This is a genomic window from Gemmatimonadota bacterium (assembly GCA_016209965.1).
Lineage (GTDB): Bacteria > Gemmatimonadota > Gemmatimonadetes > Longimicrobiales > RSA9 > JACQVE01.
Genome location: JACQVE010000024.1, coordinates 1 through 2,230, shown reverse-complemented (window position 1 = coordinate 2,230; position 2,230 = coordinate 1). Strand labels below are relative to the sequence as shown.

Annotated in this window: 2 protein-coding genes and 1 pseudogene; 2 read left to right on the top strand and 1 reads right to left on the bottom strand. The window is 71.9% G+C overall.

From position 1 onward, the window contains the following. The first annotated feature begins 108 nt into the window (after positions 1-108). Positions 109-954: pseudogene (locus HY703_01125) on the top strand (sugar ABC transporter ATP-binding protein). A 73-nt stretch (positions 955-1,027) separates the two neighbouring features. On the opposite strand, the gene HY703_01120 reads toward HY703_01125, so the two are convergent. After that, on the bottom strand, positions 1,028-1,267 hold the full coding sequence (locus HY703_01120; GenBank protein MBI4543780.1) for a hypothetical protein: 240 nt from the start codon (positions 1,265-1,267) through the stop codon (positions 1,028-1,030). Positions 1,268-1,634: 367 nt separating this feature from the next. Between HY703_01120 and HY703_01115 the strand changes: the two genes are divergently transcribed. After that, positions 1,635-2,230 (top strand): hypothetical protein (locus HY703_01115; protein MBI4543779.1); only part of this gene is annotated, 596 nt, incomplete at its 3' end.

Sequence of the window (2,230 nt, the reverse complement as noted above, 5' to 3'; positions counted from 1 at the left end):
GATCCTGGGGATCGACGCGGACTGGTTCCAGGTGTTCCTGGGCGCCATGCTCGTCCTGGCCGTGATCTTCAACCACTGGGTGCGCGACCGGCTGGCGGCGGGCGGGTGATGGGCGCGCCAGAGGCCCCAGGAGCCGGCGTACCGGTGTCGGTCCCGGATGCGGCCGCGGCGGCACCGGCGGCTGCTGCCCAGGGAGCTGGCGGCAGTCCGCCGCTCCTCGAGGCACAGCGTGTGTACATGCGCTTCGGCGGGGTGGTCGCGCTGCAGGAGGTGTCGCTGAGCGTACGCGCGGGACGCGTCACCTGCCTGCTGGGCGAGAACGGCGCCGGCAAGTCCACCCTGATCAAAGTGCTCTGCGGTGCGTGCCGGCCGACCAGCGGCCGGGTGCTGCTGGACGGGCGGCCGGTCGAGTTCGCCTCGCCACGCCAGGCGCTGGCGCTGGGGATTGCCACCGTGCACCAGGACCTGGGGCTCATCCCCCTGCTCAGCGTGTGGCGCAACTTCTTCCTGGGCGCCGAGCCGACGCGGGGTCGCGGGCTGCTGCGGCGGCTGGACATGAGCCGCTGCCTCGAGACGGCGCGGCGCGAGCTGGAGAAGCTGGGCATCCGGGTGCGGGACGCGAGCCAGCCGGCAGGTACGCTCTCGGGCGGCTAGCGCCAGGTGCTGGCGATTGCACGCGCTCTCTATCGCGGGGCCCGCGCGCTCATCCTGGACGAGCCGACCGCGGCGCTGGGCCTCGAGCAGGCCAGGTTGGTGCTCGACTCGGTGCGCCGGGCGCAGCAGCGCGGCGTGGCCGTGCTGCTGGTGACGCACAATCCGCAGCACGCGCACGCTGCGGGCGACCGCTTCGTGGTGCTGCGGCAGGGGTGCCTGGTGGGGGATTACGCCGCGGAGGCGGTCGGGCCGGTCGAGCTCGAGCGCCTGCTGGCGGGGACGGCCCGCCCCGGGGAATAGCAGCCAGGCGTTCGCCTTAACGTTGATGAAACCAGGCGGCGCGCGAATGCCTCAGGACCTCTGTGGTGAGCCACTAGTCCGAGGCGCGCCGGCCGCGCCGCCGATCCGTGCTGCGACGATCCTCCCGCCGCCGGTCGACCTCCCGGCGATCGGGGCCCCCGCGCCGCTCCCTGGCACGCCGCTCCGGCGGATCCGGCAGCGCGGAGGGGTCCGCCGGCCAGGCCTGCCACTCCTTCAGCAGACCGTAATGCCTGACGAAGCGGTCGATCTGGTCCAGCAGGCGTTCGTACGCGCTGGGCTGCGGCTTGGCCATGACGCCTCCACATTGCGCAGGTTTTCCCGCGGCGGCTCGCACACGATTGCAGGCGTACCGGGCACCACCCGAATGCCGCGAGGCGACGCGGCGGCATCTGCTGGGGGAGAAGAGCTTGGATGGGACGAGCGGTCCGCCAGCACGTCCACTATCATGATGTGCGGGCGGCGCTCCGGTGGCAAGGCTTTTGAACGTTTTCACGTGCTCGCGCGAAGAAAAGCGGGGGGAAATGTGCTGGTGTGGGCGCCGCGCGCCGCCGCGTAGGCCGGACCATCCTTGTCGGGGCGGCTTAGCACTTAACAGTGTTGCTCGACGCCGCGTCCAATCCGACGGCTGCGAACATACTCTGAGGAAAGGAGTGCGGCATATGCGCGGCTACAGGTACGCTTCAGCGGGGACAACGGTCCTCACCCTAGCGCTGGCGCTCTACGGCTGCGGCAAGGATGCCACCGCGCCGCCAGAGCATAGGGTGGCTGCGCCGGTGGACATGGCGTCCCTGACGGGTGGTGCCGACCTGCCCGGGCTGGCCGCCGCTGCCGGCCCGCGCTCGTCCGACCCCTGCACCTACTCGGAGGCGACGGGGCGCTTCACATGTCCGCCAGTGACGCGGAACGGGCTGACGATCACGCGCTCCTTCGCCTACCTGGACGCGGGCGGACAGCCGCAGGCGCGCTACGACGCCGAGACCACGGCCTCGGTCAACATGCAGACGGCCGTACAGGGGAGCACGACCCGGGGCGCGGCGTCGGTCACGGTGGAGCGCTCGGCGGACGTCACGGTGAGCGGACTGGCCGGCTCCGAGACGACGCGGACCGTGAACGGCACCGAGTCCGGCACGGTGGTCACGAGCGGCACGGGTGAGCGCGGCGCGTTCCGCTCTACGACGGCGTCCGCCGACACGACGTCGAACGTGGTTCTGCCGGTGCGGGGCTCGGCCAGCCGCTGGCCGCTTTCGGGCTCCGT

Excerpts from the sequence above, each read along its gene's own strand:
- HY703_01120 (MBI4543780.1), bottom strand. The coding sequence starts at position 1,267 with ATGGCCAAGCCGCAGCCCAGCGCGTACGAACGCCTGCTGGACCAGATC.